At 65.5% G+C, this 16,302-nt stretch carries 12 protein-coding genes and 1 pseudogene; 6 read left to right on the top strand and 7 right to left on the bottom strand.

Translation table 11 applies throughout. The features are described from left to right. Positions 1-1,439 (bottom strand): acyl-CoA dehydrogenase family protein (locus tag JOZ76_RS05575; RefSeq protein WP_291697628.1); only part of this gene is annotated, 1,439 nt, incomplete at its 3' end. Positions 1,440-1,539: 100 nt separating this feature from the next. Next, positions 1,540-1,932, bottom strand: coding sequence for a nuclear transport factor 2 family protein (locus JOZ76_RS05570; protein WP_291697627.1), 393 nt, complete (start codon positions 1,930-1,932; stop codon positions 1,540-1,542). 137 nt (positions 1,933-2,069) lie between these two features. On the opposite strand from JOZ76_RS05570, the gene JOZ76_RS05565 reads away from it, so the two are divergent. The 5 genes from JOZ76_RS05565 to JOZ76_RS05545 all read left to right on the top strand — a co-directional run bounded on the left by JOZ76_RS05565 (position 2,070) and on the right by JOZ76_RS05545 (position 9,504). Beyond that, entirely contained in the window at positions 2,070-2,666 is a 597-nt protein-coding gene (locus JOZ76_RS05565; RefSeq protein ID WP_291697631.1) for a PadR family transcriptional regulator, read from the top strand. A 291-nt stretch (positions 2,667-2,957) separates the two neighbouring features. Further along, positions 2,958-6,458: an SEL1-like repeat protein gene (locus JOZ76_RS05560; protein WP_291697626.1), complete on the top strand. Its 3,501-nt coding sequence runs from the start codon at positions 2,958-2,960 to the stop codon at positions 6,456-6,458. A gap of 161 nt (positions 6,459-6,619) precedes the next feature. Next, a complete protein-coding gene (locus tag JOZ76_RS05555) occupies positions 6,620-7,426 on the top strand; it encodes a hypothetical protein (RefSeq protein ID WP_291697625.1) in 807 nt (268 codons plus the stop codon). Positions 7,427-7,792: 366 nt separating this feature from the next. After that, complete coding sequence (locus tag JOZ76_RS05550) at positions 7,793-8,719, top strand: sulfite exporter TauE/SafE family protein (protein ID WP_291697624.1); 927 nt, start codon at positions 7,793-7,795, stop codon at positions 8,717-8,719. Beyond that, positions 8,716-9,504, top strand: a complete 789-nt coding sequence (locus JOZ76_RS05545; RefSeq protein WP_291697623.1) for a TIGR02186 family protein — start codon at positions 8,716-8,718, stop codon at positions 9,502-9,504. The genes JOZ76_RS05550 and JOZ76_RS05545 overlap by 4 nt, the downstream gene beginning before the upstream one ends. Positions 9,505-9,641: 137 nt before the next feature. On the opposite strand, the gene JOZ76_RS05540 is transcribed toward JOZ76_RS05545, so the two are convergent. Together JOZ76_RS05540 and JOZ76_RS05535 are read right to left on the bottom strand one after the other, a co-directional pair. Continuing rightward, entirely contained in the window at positions 9,642-10,406 is a 765-nt protein-coding gene (locus tag JOZ76_RS05540) for an MBL fold metallo-hydrolase (RefSeq protein ID WP_291697622.1), read from the bottom strand. Then, a complete protein-coding gene (locus tag JOZ76_RS05535) occupies positions 10,403-11,323 on the bottom strand; it encodes a DMT family transporter (RefSeq protein ID WP_291697621.1) in 921 nt (306 codons plus the stop codon). Before JOZ76_RS05535 ends, JOZ76_RS05540 begins: the two co-directional genes overlap by 4 nt. A 115-nt stretch (positions 11,324-11,438) precedes the next feature. Here JOZ76_RS05535 and JOZ76_RS05530 point away from each other — a divergent pair, with 115 nt between their 5' ends. Beyond that, complete coding sequence (locus JOZ76_RS05530; protein WP_291697630.1) at positions 11,439-12,302, top strand: LysR substrate-binding domain-containing protein; 864 nt, start codon at positions 11,439-11,441, stop codon at positions 12,300-12,302. Between the two features lie 106 nt (positions 12,303-12,408). Here JOZ76_RS05530 and pdeM read toward each other — a convergent pair whose 3' ends face one another. The 3 genes and pseudogenes from pdeM to JOZ76_RS05515 all read right to left on the bottom strand — a co-directional run. Continuing rightward, positions 12,409-13,068, bottom strand: coding sequence for a ligase-associated DNA damage response endonuclease PdeM (gene pdeM, locus JOZ76_RS05525; RefSeq protein WP_441299982.1), 660 nt, complete (start codon positions 13,066-13,068; stop codon positions 12,409-12,411). A 66-nt stretch (positions 13,069-13,134) separates the two neighbouring features. Next, entirely contained in the window at positions 13,135-15,798 is a 2,664-nt protein-coding gene (locus JOZ76_RS05520) for a ligase-associated DNA damage response DEXH box helicase (protein ID WP_441299981.1), read from the bottom strand. Between the two features lie 284 nt (positions 15,799-16,082). After that, positions 16,083-16,302: pseudogene (locus tag JOZ76_RS05515) on the bottom strand (ABC transporter substrate-binding protein); the annotation flags it as partial.

Genomic DNA, 16,302 nt, shown 5'->3' with positions numbered 1-16,302 from the left:
GCGCCATGCTGCTTGGCGAAGGCGGCCACCTCGCCGAAGAACGCCATGACCGCGCGGCCACCGTCGCGCGGCAGCTTGCGGCCGACCAGATCGAGCGCCTGGATGCCGTTGGCGCCCTCATAGATCATCGCGATGCGCGCGTCGCGGACAAACTGCTCCATGCCGTGCTCGGCGATATAACCATGGCCGCCATAGAGCTGCTGCGCCTGCACCGCATTGGCAAAGCCGGTGTCGGTCAGAAAGCCTTTCAGCACCGGCGTCATCAGCCCCATGTGATCGTCGGCCTCCTGGCGGTCCTTCGGATCGCTGGAGCGATGGGCGACGTCGCTCTTCAGCGCCGTCCACACCACCATGGCGCGCGCCGCTTCGTTGAAGGCCCGGATCGTGAGCAGCGTCCGCCGCACGTCGGGATGCACGATGATCGGATCGGCCGCCTTGTCCGGGGCCTTGGCCCCCGTCAGCGAACGGCCCTGCAACCGCTCGCGCGCGTAAGCCGCCGCGTTCTGATAGGCGACCTCCGACTGCGACAGGCCCTGCACGGCGACGCCGAGCCGGGCCTCGTTCATCATCACGAACATGCCCTGCATGCCCTTGTTCTCTTCGCCGATGAGCCAGCCGGTGGCGCTGTCGTAGTTCATCACGCAGGTGGAATTGCCATGGATGCCCATCTTGTGCTCGATCGAGCCGCAGGTAACGCCGTTGCGCGCCCCCAGCGAACCGTCGGTATTGACCAGCACTTTTGGCACCACGAACAGCGACACGCCCTTGATGCCGGCGGGCGCGCCCTCGATGCGGGCGAGTACGAGATGGATGATGTTGTCGGCAAGATCATGCTCGCCGGCCGAGATGAAGATTTTTGTGCCGGTGATCCGGAAGCTGCCGTCGGCCTGGCGCACCGCCTTGGTGCGGAGCAGGCCGAGATCGGTGCCGCAATGCGGCTCGGTCAGGTTCATGGTGCCGGTCCATTCGCCCGCCACCATTTTCGGCACATAGGTCTTCTTCTGCTCGTCCGAGCCGTGCACCAAAAGCGCCGCGGTGGCACCCATGGTGAGGCCGCCATACATCGAGAACGCCATGTTGGCGGACATCTGGAATTCATTGACGGCCTGGCTCAGCGTGACCGGCAGCCCCTGGCCGCCGTATTCTGATGGTGCCGACAGCCCGAGCCAGCCGCCCTCGGCGACTTGCTTGAACGCCTCCTTGAAGCCCTTCGGCGTGGTCACGCTGCCGTCGTCACGGCGCTTGCAGCCCTCGAGGTCGCCCACCCGGTTCAGCGGCAGTAGCACCTCTTCGGCGAGTTTTGCGGCCTCGCCGATGATCGCCTCGCGGACATCGGCTGAGGCGTCGGAGAAGCCCGGAAGATTGTCGTAGCGATCGATCTGGAACACGTCGTTGAGCAGGAAGCTCACATCTTCCACGGGGGCTTTGTAGATCGGCATGGCATCTCTCCCGGCAGGAGCTTGGACATTGGGACGTCTTAAGCGCGGAGCTTAGCGATTTCAGCAATTCGGGGCAGCAGGCAATGCCCGCGTGACGGCGTCACGGCGATGGCTTCACGAGCTGTTCCCCCATCAGGCGGTGCAGCAGATTGATCGCCTTCAGCGGCCGGACCATGACCTTGAAGCGCGTGATGCGGTCGTCCGCATCGAAACTGATGATGTCGACGCCGTTGATGGTGATCCCGTCGATCTCATTGGTGAATTCCAGGACAGCCCCATTTTCGCTGCGCCACTCGCCGACATAGGCGAAGCTAGGACCGCCCAAAACTTTTTCGGCGCTCGTCAGATATTTGAAGGTTATGTCGCGCCCGCGCTGCGGCGCATGCACGACGGGGCTCTCGAACACCGCGTCGGGATGCAGCAGGTCCCAGAGCGCGGCGCGGTCATGCGACTTGATATAGCCGTACCATTTCTGAAGGCCGGTGCCGGTCACATGACGTCTCCCGCCGGTCCGAGGATCGAGCTTCGAGGTTCCGCACTTCATATGCACATTGACGCATATGCACTTGTGTGCATAAAGTCAAGCCTGACCTGATGACGCAGGATCAAACCAACTGGGAGGGCCGGCCTGTGGCATTGGCTGACGCAATCCTCGCCTGCCTGACCGAGCATCCGATGACGGGCTATGAGCTCGCCAAGACGTTCGAGTCCTCGATCGGCTTTTTCTGGAAGACCGACCATCAGCAGATCTATCGCGAGCTCTCGCGCCTGCGCGACCGCGGCCACATCCAGGGCCGCGAGGTCGTGCAATCCGGCAAGCCGAACAAGCTGGTGTATACGCTGACGGCGGAGGGCCGGGCGGCATTCAGGCACTGGGCGGCGCGGCCTTCGACCCCGCCCTCGATCAAGGACGACCTGTTGGTGCGTCTCTACGCGCTCGACAGCGTCGATATCGCGCCCCTGCGCGCCGATCTCATGGCGCGGCTGGAACATCATCGTGACCGCTATGAGCGCTTCGAGCGCATTTTGAAGAAACGATTTCCGCAAGGCACTGCCTCGCCCGCCGACATGGGCAAGCTGCTCAGCCTGCGCCTCGGGCTGCGCCACGAACGCATGGTGACCGAATGGTGCGAAGAGGCCATCACGGCTCTGTCGGATCTGACGAGCGCAGCGGCTGCAACATCCCGCAGCGCCGATCAGCGCGAGCGGAGGGGTTCGGGCGATTGACGCCCGACATTCGGCAGCCTCTCGTCGAACTCGGTTCACCTCTCGCCGGCCGGAGAGTGTGAGAGAATGCGCGGTAACGGTTTGCATTCAATTGGCGGCCTAGACCCCTGACGCGGCGACAAAACTTTACGGCCCGTCAACGACCTTCCTTAACCCGTTCTTTACCGTAACCGGAAAAAGTCTCCAGCAGAGGCAGACGACCTGCGCCGAATTCGATTGTGTTGGATTCGGGACGCGCGGGGAGGCCGGAGGTGCCAGGTGGGGGCGCCGGAGCGGAACCGGACGAGAGACATGAATTCGCGCGTATCGTGGAGTGTCGATAGCATCGATCCGTCCGTCCGCCAGAGGGCCGAAGCCGCCGCCCGCCGGGCCGGGCTGTCGCTCAATGACTGGCTCGATTCCAGGCTGGGCGATTCCACGCCGCCCAATTTCCGCGAGCGCGACGATCGCGCCAACACGCCGAGCCGGGAAACCCGCGAAGTCGCCGATATCCACCGCCGGCTCGACTCGATCACCCGCCAGATCGAGCGGATTTCGCGCCCACAGTCACCGGGGGACGATGCCGGCGCCGAGCGGGGCGTCGCGCGCCAGCTCAACGATGCCATCTCCCGGCTCGATGCCCGCCTGTCGCAGATCTCCAGTCGCGCCGCCGCGCCGCCCGTCGAGGACAAGGCCCGCGAGCGCGCGCAAGAGCGGGTGCAGGAGAAGGTCCGCGAACGAATACAGCAGACAGCTCGGGAGAAAACTCAACAGAAGGCGCAAGGCGCCGCGCAGGGCAGGATACAGGACAGGCTCCCGGCGAAAGCCGAGGAGAACCAGGACAGATTGGTCGAACGCGCCGCCGCCCAGCTCTATCGCAATGCGCCCCCGCTGAACCCGGTGTCACTGGACGCGGCTGTCGCCGAGATTGCCGCGCGCCAGACCGAACTCGATTCCGGCGACACGCTGCGCTCGGTCCCGCTGCGCGAGAGCGCGCCGCTCCCTTCCCCTCCTCCGATGCGCGAGCCGGCACCTCTCCCTGCGGCACCGCCGGCGATCCCGGCCGGCGCGGATTTCTCGCTGCTGGAGCGCTATCTCGTCAACATCACGAGTCAGATCGAGGCGCTGCAGCGCCCGAACGACGAGATTGAGCGATTGATCGCCGCCTTCCGCGGCGAGCTTGCGGAGATCCGCCAGGCCCTGACGGAGGCGATGCCGCGCCGCGCGATCGAGCAGATCGAGAACGATATCCGCGCGCTCGCTCGCCGCATCGACGAGAACCGGCAAAGCGGCAGCGACACGCAGGCGCTCGCCAGCATCGAGCGGGCGCTCGGCGAGATCCGCGAAGTGTTGCGCTCGCTGACACCGGCGGAGCAGCTCACGGGCTATGACGAGGCGATCCGCAATCTGACGGCCAAGCTCGACCTGATCGTGCGCGAGAGCGACGATCCCGGCACGGTGGAGCAGCTGGAAAGCGCCATCTCGGCGCTGCGCGCCATCGTGGCCAATATCGCCTCCAATGACGCGCTGGCGCGGCTTGCGGACGACGTGCGGCTGTTGTCGACCAAGGTCGACCAGCTGACCCGGCCGAGCGACAACGCGGATTCTTTCGCCATGCTCGAGCAGCGCATCGCCGCGCTGACCTCGGCGCTGGAAAACCGCGAACGCCCGTCGGCGGCGGAAAACTCCGAACAGCTCGAAGGCGCGCTGCGCTCGCTCACCGAGCGCATCGACCGCCTGCAGATCGGCAGCGACAGCGCCTCCGCGCTCGCGCATCTTGAACAACGCGTAACTTACTTGCTCGAACGGCTGGAAAGCTCGAACGATCACCGTTCCGGCAACCTGGTCCGGGTCGAGGACGGCTTGCAGGACGTGCTGCGCCATCTGGAGCGGCAGCAGGAGACTTTTGCCGCGCTGGTGGAGAGCCGGCGCAATGCGCCGCCTCCGCCGCCCGACACCGGCCTGTTCGACCTCGTCAAGCGCGAGTTGTCGGACATTCGCTTCAGCCAAACGGAGACCGACCGCCTCACCCAGGATTCGCTCGAAGCCGTCCACAACACACTCGGGCATGTGGTCGATCGCCTCGCGATGATCGAGACCGATCTGCGCTCCGCGCGATCAGCGCCGCTGCAGCCGGTCATGAGCCCGGCGCTGGCGCCGTCCGAACCGCCAATGCCTGCGCCAGGTCCGGCCCAGCAGGCAAGGCCCGAACTGCCCAACCCGGCCGCAAGCCAGCCACCTTTCAATCAGGCACCTTTCAGTCAGGCGCCCTTCAACCCGGCGCCGTTCGCCGCCGCGCCAAGAGACTTCCATGCTGCCTCGCCGCCCATTCCGGCGATCTCCGCGATCGCCCCGAAGGCGATCAGCGAGATCCTGGAGCCGCACGCAGCAGCCGCGCGTCCGGCGTTCGCGCCCGACCTGCCGCCGGATCATCCGCTCGAGCCCGGCACGCGGCCGGGCGCACGCCTGTCGACGCCGTCGGAGCGTATCGCGGCGTCCGAAAGCGCCATCAGCGAAATCCCGGCAAGTCCGCGCGAGCCGGTCAGTTCGTCCAGCTTTATCGCGGCCGCTCGCCGTGCCGCCCAGGCGGCCGCGGCGCAGCCGACGAACGACAAGAGCAGCCGCAAGCCGCCCAGCGGCGCGGCCAAGACCGTTGACAAGAGCGGTGACAAGCCGAAGGCGCCGTCGACAACGGCGTCAAAAATCCGCTCGGTCCTGGTCGGCGTGAGCGTCGTCGTGATCGTGCTCGCGGTCTTCAAGACGGCCTTGTCGCTGCTCGACGGCGGCAGCGCGCCGCCGGCGGTCGAACGCGTCAAGGAAAGCGCCAAAGAACCGCCGCCTCAGCCGCCGGCGGACAGCGGCGCCAGGCCGTTCATGCCTGATCCGGCGACGCCCTCGCTGACCTCGCCGACCCCGATCGGGCGCCAGTCATTCAACAATTCTTCGGCGAGCAGCGCCGCTGCAAGCGCCTCGGTCGCAATCCCGCCGTCATCGGCCGCGTCGCCGACGCCCACCGGCAGCGAGGTGACCGGCACCGTTGCGGCGCCGCCAGCGTCGGCCGCCCGTAAGAGTGCGATGATCCAGATTCCGGCGAATGAAAAACTGCCGGACGCGATCAGCGGCCAGGGCCTACGCTCGGCCGCGCTGAAGGGCGATCCGGCCGCGGCCTATGAAATCGGCCTGCGTTTCGCCGAAGGCAAGGGTATCGCGGCCAACCTCGAGGAAGCCGCCAAATGGTATGACCGCGCCGCGCAAGCCGGCGTGATCCCGGCCGTATTCCGGCTCGGCACCTTCTATGAGAAGGGCCTTGGCGTGAAGCGCGATCTCGACCTCGCGCATCGTTATTACCTGCAGGCCGCCGAGCGTGGCAATGCCAAGGCGATGCACAATCTCGCGGTGCTCGAGGCCGATGGTGGCGGCAAGGGCGCCAACTACACCACGGCCTCGGCCTGGTTCCGCAAGGCCGCCGACCGCGGCGTCGCCGACAGCCAGTACAATCTCGGCATCCTCTATGCGCGCGGCATCGGCGTGGAGCAGAACCTCGCGGAATCCTACAAATGGTTCAGCCTCGCGGCCAGCCAGGGCGATGCCGACGCCGGACACAAGCGCGACGATGTCGCAAAACGCCTCGATGCGCAGTCGCTGGCGGCGGCCAAGCTGGCCATCCAGACTTTTACGGCCGAACCGCAGCCCGAGGAGGCAGTGATCGTGCCGGCGCCGGCCGGCGGATGGGATGGTGCGCCGGCCCAAGCCGAACAGGCCAAACCCGCGGCGAAACCCGCCGCGGTCAAGCGCACCGCTCTGGCGCGCTGACGAAGCGGGCATTTCAAAACACACCTGAAGAGTTTGTTATCCGTCAAGACGAACCGCGGCGTATCACTCGCCGACAAAGCTATGGAAAATCGTGCCACAATCTGGCGCAAAGGCTCGGCCATTTTTTAAGGCTGTGAGCGCACCATAGGCAGGCGAGGCGGATGACACTTCGAGATGATCAGAGCGGACACGGTGAGGCGCGGCGGCCGGGACCGTGGGACCGGCCGCCGCCGCTCCAGGCCGCCGACAGGCGGCCACGACCGTCAGAGCTCATGTCAGAACGAAAATGGACCAGCCGGCTCTCGGTGATCGCCTTTGTGCTCATCGTTGGCACCACCTTGATCCAGGCCTTCAAGGATGTGTCGCGGCCGGAAGCCTGGGCTTATTGGAAAGACCTCTATTTCTCCCACAGCCTGACGTCGGCGCTGGCCAGCGAGGCCGACCTCGGCGATCTCGGCCATCGCCGCTCGGCGCTCGTCATCAGCGGCGAGATCGGCGCCGCCTCCGCGAGCTGGTTTCGCGACCGCCTCGACGAAGCCCACCTCGTTCCCGGCGATGTGGTGCTGATGTCCTCACCCGGGGGCGATCTGGCGCAAGCCGTCATCATGGGCGAAGTCATTCGCGCCCACGGCCTCGCCACCGCCGTTGGCGTGATCGACGGCGCCGGCAAGGTCAAACCCTCGCATTGCGCCAGTGCCTGCGTGTTCGCCTTTGCCGGCGGAGCGACCCGCTTTGGCGTGCCGGGCTCGCGGCTGGGCGTGCATCGCTTCGTGTCCAACGCGGCGGACCATGACGCCGTCTCCGACACCCAGCGCACCACGGGCCAGATCCTGGGCTATCTGACAAAAATGGGCGTGTCCTCCTCGTCCTTTGTCGAAGCGATGTCGGCGAGCGGCGACATCCGCTGGCTTGGCACGCAGGACGCGCGCGCCATGAACCTCATCACCGACCCGCTTCGGGCGCAGTAATCGGACTGCATCATGGGCCGCTCTCCCCCCTCGTCCTGACGAGCGCGCTCTTGCGCGCGCCTCGACGGAATGAGGCCCGTCATCATGACCGGCCCTCATGGTTCGAGATGGCGCAAGGGCGCCTCCTCACCATGAGGGTTGCGCAGTTCGGATTAATCTTGATGCTTCACCACACGGCAATTTTGCGCGGCCGATGCTGCGCAAAAAGAGGCGGCGTCGCGGATTGTTTAGTCCCCGCCGCTGCCGATTTCGGCTATGCAGAGGAAAGGTCATCGGTCCGCGCCGGGCGGGCTCTCCGGTGCCTGCCCAAAAAACCACGCCGCGAAGCGCATTGGGCCAGCGGCGCAAGCCGAAATGCGACCGCGCGTGCAGATCTATCTTCCGATCGCCGATCTTCCGGTCAACATCTTCCTCATCCTGGCAATGGGTGCGGCGGTCGGCTTCGTGTCCGGCCTGTTCGGAATCGGCGGCGGCTTTTTGATGACTCCGCTGTTGATCTTTCTCGGCATCGCGCCCGCCGTCGCGGTGGCCTCGGTCGCAAGCCATATCGCCGCCTCGTCGTTCTCCGGCGCGATTTCCTACTGGCGCCGCCGCGCCATCGATCCGGCGCTGGCCGGCGTCCTGTTGTGCGGCGGCATCATTGGTACCGCGCTGGGGGTCTCCACCTTCACGCTGCTCCGCGCGCTCGGCCAGCTCGACCTGATGATCGCGCTGTCCTATGTCGCGCTGCTCACCAGCGTCGGCGGCGTGATGGCCTGGGAAGGCCTGCGCGCGATGCTGCGCACCCGCCGCGGCATCGTGATCCCGGCGCGCCGCTCCGGCAGCCACGGCTGGATACATGGCCTGCCGCTGAAAATGCGCTTCAAGCGCTCAAAAATCTATCTTTCGATCATCCCGGTGGTGCTCGTCGGCATCTTCATTGGCTTCCTCGGCGCTGTGATGGGCATCGGCGGCGGCTTCATTCTGGTCCCGATCATGATCTACGTCTTGCGGGTGCCGACCTCGACCGTGATCGGCACCTCGATGGTGCTCACGCTCGTCACCATGCTGTTTGCGACCATGCTGCACGCGATCACCAATCACCTCGTCGACGCGGTACTGGCGCTGATCCTGATGGTCGGCGGCGTCACTGGCGCACAGTTCGGCGCCCGCGCGGGCCAGAAGATTCGCGGCGAACAGCTCCGCCTGCTGCTCGGGCTCCTGATTCTCGCGGTCGGCATCCGCTTCGCCGTCGAGCTCGTCATCCGCCCGGAGGATATGTTCACCATCCGCGAGACGGGGGTGACCGAATGACCGCGCGCCGACGCGCCATCGCCTTACTCCTCGCGGCACTCGCTGCGCTCGTTGTCGCTGCGCCGGCGGCGGCCGAACGCCTCATCGTCTCGGTGTCGAACCACCGGGTGACGGTTACGCCGAATTATTCCGGCGAGGAGCTGGTGCTGTTCGGCTCGGTCGAGAAGGAGGCCGACACACCGGCCAACCGTCAAAACTACGATCTCGTCGTCACCATCATCGGCCCGCGCGCCGACATGGTGACGCGGCGCAAGGAGCGGCGGTTCGGCATCTGGATCAACGCCGACTACCGCCAGTTCCTGCAGGTGCCATCCTATCTCGCGGTATTCGCCAATCGCCCGCTCGACGACATCGCCAATGCCGAGGTGCAGCGTCGTCAGCAGATCGGCGTCAACAACATGATCCTGACCCAGCGCGTCGGGCCAGACTATGCCGACGTGGTGCCGAACGATCCGTTCCGAAGCGCCTTCGTGCGGCTGCGCTCCGAGCGCGGCCTGTATCGCGAGGATACGTCCGCCGTCACCTTCCTGACGCCGACGTTGTTCCGCACCGGGATTCCGCTTCCCGCAGCGGTGCCGATCGGAACCTATGAGGTCGACATCAAACTGTTTTCGAATGGCGTGTTCGTAGCCAAGACCGAATCGGCGTTCGAGATCGTCAAGGTGGGCTTCGAACAGTTCGTCGCCACCAATGCGCGCCAGAACGGCTTCATCTACGGGCTGATCACGACCGCGATGGCGCTGATGAGCGGTTGGATGGCGTCCATCGTATTTGCGAAGGACTAAGTTCGCGGCCACCGTTCACTCAGCTGTCATCGCCCGGCTCGACCGGGCGATCCAGTACGCCGCGGCCTATCCGTTTAAGCACTGACGCCTCTGGAATACTGGATGCCCCGCCTTTCGCGGGGCATGACAGCCCTGGGTTACTGGTCGATCGCCGTCGCGACGCCCGGCTCCAGCAGCCGCAGCCGCTTGCCGAAACCGAGCGCATCGAACGAGACGCGCAGGTCCTGCGCGCTCTGGCGGAAATGCGCCCAGCCATCCGTATGAAGCGGAATAATGAGCGCCTCGGGAAAGGCGCGCGCGGTCTCGATCGTGTCATTGGTGTCCATGGTGAGATGGAACGGCCCGCGGGTCTGCGCCGCGCCCGCGAAAGGCAGCACGAGGCCGCATTTGAAGCGGCGCGCCACCTCGGCGACGCCGTCGAACCAGACGGTGTCGCCGCTGACATAGACCGGCGGCTGATGGTCTGAGCTGAGCACGAAGCCAATCACATCGCCCGCCAGCGGCTCGATCCCGGCCGGGCCATGCCGCGCCGGCGTCGCCGTGACCTTGATCGAACGACCGTTCTTTCCCTGCAACTCCGTCGTGGCCCAGGGTGCAAATCCCTCCGCGGGCGCGCCGAGCCGCTTGGCACCGGCCTCGGTCGTCAGCACGCGTTTGGCGCGCGCGAGGAAATCCCGGCCCGCATTATCGAGATTGTCCGAATGCTGGTCATGGCTGAGCAGCACGGCATCAACCTCGCCGATCGCATCGACAGTCATCGCGGGACCGTCGAGCTTCTGCAGTTTGACATGCGGCAATTGATAGAAGCCGGGGGCATCGAAAGTCGGATCGGTCAGCAGCCGAAATCCGTCGATCTCGATCAGCGCCGTGGGGCCACCGATCAGCGTGATGGTGATGCTCATAGCTTGCTCCCGTTCGATGCGGAAGGACGCGTCACCAGATAAATGCCGAGCGCCACCGGAACGATCCCTAGCAGATCGCGTAGCGCCACGTGCTCGCCGAGCACGACCCAGGCGAACAGCATGCCGAGCGGCGGCATCAGGAAATGATAGGCGCTCGCGGCCGTCGCACCATAGGTCTTGAGCAGACGAAACCACAGGACGTAGGCGAGAATCGAGCCCCCGAGCACGAGGAACGCAAAGGCGCCAAGCAGCTTTGCATTCGGCACGATGTCGCCAACGTCGGCGAAAACAGCCGCAAACGGCAGCAGTGCAAGTCCCGCGGCCATGTTCTGGACGCCATTGCCGATCCACAGGCTGCCTCGTGGCGCGAGCAGTTTGAACAGGATAGTGCCGAGCACAATGGAGGCGAGCGAGGCCAGCGTGAACAGGATGCCATGAAAACTGTCGGTCCCGACCGCCATGCGGTGCCAGACGATCATGGCGACGCCGACGATGCCAAACAAAAGGCCTGCGACCTTGCGAAACGTCAGCTGCTCGCCAAGGACCAGCGCGGCGAGCACCGCGGTGAACACCGGGTTCGCGGACACGATCAGCGCGCCGAGCCCGGCAGATACGGATTTCAGCCCGGTGTAGCCAAGGCCGAGATAGAGCGCGTTGTTGGCGACGCCGAGAACGGCGAACACGATCACGTCACGCCAGGAAAGCGACCCGGCATCGCGTCGAAATGCCGAGGTCGCCAGAATGATCACGCCGGCGAGCAGGAAGCGCGCCGTCAGCAGGATCAGCGGCGGGCAGTAGGTGACGCCGATCTTGCCGGCGACGAAGGCAAAGCTCCAGAGCACGCAGAACAGCGCGATCGCGAACGGCATGGGGTTGGAGGTGACGCGGGGAACAGCGGCGGCAGGTGCGAGCGACATGGCAGTTTCCGGTGAGAAATCGTCTTGGGTCCTTCTCATGTAGGGCCGCCGCTTGCCATTTGAAAATTAAATCATACAATATCAATCAGTGGAAAATTGAATGGACGCCGGTGCCATGCTTGATCTTGAATTGCTGCGCAGTTTCGTCTCGGTCGTCGAGGCCGGCGGCTTCACCCGCGCCGGCGAGCGCGTGCACCGGACCCAGTCGACCGTCAGCCAGCAGATCAGGCGGCTGGAAGAGGACATCGGCCAGCCGCTGCTCCATCGTAACGGCAAGCAGGTCACGCTGACCGAGGCCGGCGAAAAACTGTTGTCCTATGCGCGGCGGCTGCTGTCGCTCGCCGAGGAGGCGCGCGACGTGCTGGCGCGACCCGCGAGCGAGGGCGCGGTCAAGCTGGGCATCCCAGAGGACTTTGCCGCCTACCGGCTGGCAGAACTGCTCGCGAGCTGCACGCGCGAGCGGCCTGGGTTGCGGCTCGACGTGCGCGCCGACCAGAGTCTCTATCTGAAGCGCGACCTCGCGCGCGGCGAACTCGATCTCGCACTGCTCAAGCGCGACGCCGGCGAGCCAGGCGCGATCGCGGTGTGGCCGGAGCGCGTGCACTGGGTCACCAGCAAGAGCCACCCCGTCGACATCAAGGCCAAGTCGCTGCCGCTGATCGGCTTTCCCGGCGGCTGCCTGTACCGGGCGCGCGCGATCCATGCGCTGGAAAGCGCCGGCCGCGCCTGGCACATGGCCTATACGTCATCGAGCCTCGCCGGTATCCAGGCTGCCGTCGCGGCCGGCATGGGATTGAGCATCCTCTCCGACATGTCGATCCAGGCCGATCACCGCGTGCTCACGGCGAAGGAAGGTTTCAGGCCGATCGACAAGACGGAGATGGCGCTGCTCGCCTCACCGGATGCGAGCCCGGCCACGCTGCGGCTCGCCGACCGCCTCGCCGATTTCTGCAACAGCGTGCAGGCGAAGGCGGCGTAGCAGCCACCCGCTCAGCTGCGTAGGATGGGTTGAGCTCTTGCGAAACCTATCATCGTTTGCGGAAATATGATCGGTATCGCTTTCGCTCCATCCATCCTACCGACGATTAACAGCACCGTGCGGCGGCGATGGCGTGCAGGCGGTTGTCGCCGAGCAGATAGGCCATGAAGCCGACCTGCGGAAAGATCTTTGCAAACGCTAGGTCGCGGATGCTGAGGCCACCGGCATAGGCGCCGAATGCCGGCATGACCGCGCGCTCGCCGTCGGAGGCAAAGCAGCGCCGCTCCATCGCCCGGCCGCGCGTGGCGACGCGCGCCTTGGGATGCAGATGCCCTGCAATCTCGCCGATCACGCCGGTGGGCTCGTGACGAAACACGATCGGCCCGATCGCGACTTCGGTTGCGACCACGCCGCCAAGACTGTCCGGCAGCGCCGGATCATGATTGCCGGAAATCCAGATCCAGTCGCGCCCTTCCTGGAGCGCGGCAATCGCCTCGCGATCGCTGCACGCCAGCCGCTCATGCGCGAGGCGATCATGAAAACTGTCGCCGAGCGCAATCACCATGCCCGGATTGTAGCGCGCAACGACGGCGGCAAGCCGGCCGAGTGTCGCAGCGGTGTCATAGGGTGGCAGCAGCACGCCGCGCGCCGCGAAGCTCGAGCCTTTTTCCAGGTGCAGATCGGACACGACGAGGAGCCCTACCTCCTCCCAGACCAGCGCACCGGAGACGTCGGCAACCAGCGTGACGCCGGCAAGCTCGACGATGGAGTTGCGCGCCCTGGATGATCCCTCATCGGTGATTTGCGCGCGTATCGTCACACCTGATCCCGTCTATCCCGCAGCTTCCCTGACGAGTTCTTCGGCGGCTTCCGCCAACAACTCGTCGGATGCCTCGCCATAAATGGATTCGCGGCCGATTTCCAGCATCACGGGAACAGCGAGCGGCGAAACATGGTCGAGTTCCCGGTGAGTGATTCGTCCCCTGATTCGCGCCAGCATGTCGCCGAGCCGCTTCAGATCGAGCAGGCCCGTCGCCGCATCAGCGCGCGCGGCGCGGAGCAGCACATGATCGGCCTGATGCTTGCGCAGCACATCGTAGACGAGATCGGTCGAGAACAGCACCTGGCGCCGGCTCTTCTCTTCGTCCGTAAAACGACGCGCGATCAAGCCCGAGATCAGCGCACAGTTGCGGAAGGTGCGCTTCATCAGCGCCGATTCGGCAAGCCACGCTTCGAGATCATCGCCGAGCATGTCGGCGTCGAACAGCGCAGCGAGACTGAGCTGGCCGTGCCGGATCATGAACGACATGTCGCCGATCCCCCACACGGCAAGTGCATATTCGTTGGCGACGAAGCCGAGCGGACGGGCGCGGGCCCGCTCCAGCCGGCGCGTCAGGAGCATGCCGAGCGTCTGATGCGCAAGCCGTCCCTCGAAGGGATAGCAGATGAGATAGTTTTTGGTGCCGCGTGGAAACGTCTCGACCAGCAGCTCGCGCACGCCTGGCACGCGCGAGACGTCGCGTTGAAGAGAAAGCCAGTCGCGCACCTGCTCCGGCAGCGCGCCCCAGGCGCGCCCGTCGTCGAGCAGTTTTCGCACGCGTTCGGCGAGATAGGTGGAGAGCGGAAACTTGCCGCCCATATAGGACGGCACTTTTGCATCCTTGTCATTGGCGCGGGAAACGTAGACCTGGTCCTCCACGAGGGCCTCGTAACGAACGACCTCGCCGCCGAACACAAAGGTGTCGCCGACCACGAGGCCTTCGATGAAATATTCCTCGATCTCGCCGAGCATCCGGCCGCCGCGGTTAATCGGTCCCGTGCTGCCAGCTCCTCCGGCGCGCGACCGCACCAGCTTGACCTTCAGCATCGGCTCCTCGACGATGGTGCCGACATTGAGACGATAGCTCTGCCGCACCTTTGGATTGGCGACGCGCCAGCGGCCCTGCTTGTCTTGCTTGATGCGGGCGAAGCGTTCATAGGTCTTCAGCGCATAGCCGCCGGTTGCGACGAACTCGACCACGTCGTCGAAATTTTCGCGCGACAGTGTTGCATAGGGTGCCGCCGTCACGACCTCCGCATACAAGTCGTCGGGGAAAAACGGCTCACCGCAGGCACAGCCCAGCACATGCTGGGCAAGCACGTCGAGAGCACCGGTACGCAAAGGCGGCGTATCCTGCGCATTTTCCGCGATCGCATCGATCGCCACCGAGCATTCCAGCACCTCGAACCGATTGGCCGGGACGAGAACCGCGCGCGAGGCTTCATCGAGGCGGTGGTTGGCACGGCCGATGCGCTGCATCAGGCGCGAGCAGCCCTTTGGCGCACCGATATTGATGACGAGGTCGACGTCGCCCCAGTCGACGCCGAGGTCGAGCGACGAGGTGCAGACGATGCCCTGCAGCCGGCCCGCCGCCATCGCCTCCTCGACCTTGCGGCGCTGCGCGACGTCGAGCGAGCCGTGATGCAGCGCGATCGCGAGCCCATCATCGTTGATGCGCCAGAGATCCTGGAACAGCATCTCGGCCTGGCTTCTGGTGTTGACGAAGACCAGCGTGGTCTTGTTGCGCTTGATCAGCTCATAGACTTCGCCGAGCGCATGGCGCGCCGTGTGCCCCGCCCAGGGCAAGCGTTCGCGCGAGTCCAGCATTTCGACGATGGGCGGCGCGGCGCCGCCCGCGACGACGATGTCGGCGGATAGGGGCTTGCCGCCGGGCTGCGGCACCAGAAAGCGCGCGAGTTCGTCCGGCTCTGCCACTGTCGCCGAAAGCCCGATTGCGCGGATCTCGGGCGCGAGCTTCCAGAGCCGCGCAAGTCCGAGCGACAACAGGTCGCCCCGCTTGGAGGTGACCAGCGCGTGCAGTTCGTCGAGCACGATCCGCTTCAAGGAGGAGAACAGGAACGGCGCATCGTCGGAGGCGAGCAGCAGCGCGAGCTGTTCCGGCGTGGTGAGCAGGATATCCGGCGGATAGCGCCGCTGCCGCTGGCGCCGTGACACCGGCGTGTCGCCGGTGCGGGTCTCGATCCGGATCGGCAGCCCCATCTCGGCGACCGGCATTTCGAGGTTGCGCGCGATGTCGACCGCGAGCGCCTTCAGCGGCGAGATGTACAGCGTGTGCAGGCCGCGGCTGCGCTGGACGCTGCTTCTTCCTTCGCCTCGCCGGGAAGGGGATAACGGCGATTGCGCGTCCGGGTGCCCCCCTCCCCGCCCCTCCCCCACAAGGGGGGAGGGAGAGGAAACAGTGTACGGCGGCAGAGGCCACGACGCGGCGCGCGACCGCGTGTCCCCACTCAGCTCCACCAGGGTCGGCAGAAATCCGGCCAGCGTCTTGCCGGCGCCGGTCGGCGCGATCAGCAGGGCCGAGCGATTGTCGCGCGCCTTCTCGAGTAGCGCGAGCTGATGCGCGCGCGGCGACCAGCCGCGGCCGGCGAACCATTTTTGGAAACGGTCCGGCAGCAGCGCTGGCTCGTCGAACGGCAGCTCGGGCTGGTCCAGCAGCGACACGCAATAGAGCTAAGCTGTCGAAGCCATTTCGTCGAGGGCCTGGGCAAGACCATCGCATATGGCTGAAGGTCCAACGGGTTCGGTTTGATGTGGGTCGTCCGCCGTTCCCGCCCGCTCGTCATGCCCGGCCTTGTGCCGGGCATCCACGTCGTACTTACTTGCTGCTTCAAAGACGTGGATGGCCGGGACAAGCCCGGCCATGACGATGGGGAAACGTCGACGCGCCTTAGCCGTCGGAGATTGCGATGGCCCTGCGGCGAGCGGAGATAGGGGAGACCTCACTCCGTCACGGGCTTGTCCGAAATGTCCCAGTCGCTGCCGTTGAAAATCGAGATGTAGAGCGTCTTCATCGGCGTGTAGTCGTCGGGCGTATAATTGTAGGTGATGCCGTCGAGGAAGAACGGCGAGTGGAAGCCGTTGAGATTAGAGGCCTGCTTCAGCACGTTCTCGCGCGTCAGCTCGTCGCCGCAGCGGCGCAGGATTTCGCCCATCGTCACC

The sequence above is a fragment of the Bradyrhizobium sp. genome, from assembly GCF_019244115.1.
GTDB lineage: Bacteria > Pseudomonadota > Alphaproteobacteria > Rhizobiales > Xanthobacteraceae > Bradyrhizobium.
Note: the sequence above shows the minus strand (reverse complement) of the source record. Positions and strands in the feature narration are given on the sequence as shown.